Source organism: Bartonella sp. AA86SXKL, assembly GCF_042196885.1.
Window position 1 is genome coordinate 1 of record NZ_JBHIRE010000591.1, and the last position, 534, is coordinate 534.

Annotated in this window: 1 protein-coding gene; it reads right to left on the minus strand. The window is 38.0% G+C overall.

Annotated elements, in window-relative coordinates; genetic code table 11:
- Positions 1–534 (minus strand): ABC transporter substrate-binding protein (locus ACFIO5_RS13445; protein ID WP_375705684.1); only part of this gene is annotated, 534 nt, incomplete at both ends.

Below are 534 nucleotides of genomic sequence, written 5' to 3' on the forward strand. Positions count from 1 at the left end.
TCAAACAACGCATCTTCAACCTTTTGATTCATATTTTGATCAAAATACCCATGGCACCAACTAGGATAGCCTGTATTTTTAGCCTCGAACCGATTATCAGGGTTGTAAATAAGGCGTGAAGCCATTGTATAAGGATCCGCAGAATCGTTATTCCATCCCATAAAAATGGTATCAAAGCTACGTGCATAAAGTTTTGAGAACAACTGCGTTCCTACAAAATTTTCAATTTTAAAGTGCACTCCTATCTTTTTTGCATTGTCTTGTATAGACTGAGCCATAGGCAAAGCAAAAGGATAAGGAGACTTCCCTGCAAAAATATTAGCCTCAAAACCATTTGGATAACCTGCTTCTGTTAAAAGCTGTTTAGCTTTTTGAAGATCAAGTTTAAAGGGTTGCCCTTCTTTTTCATCCAAAGCCCCAAGATTCCCAATGGGAATAAAGCTTGCCCGTGGAATACCAACATCTTTCAGAAGGGTTTTTCCAAGACCTTCATAATCAATAAGATAGCGCATTGCCAAACGCACTTTTTCATTA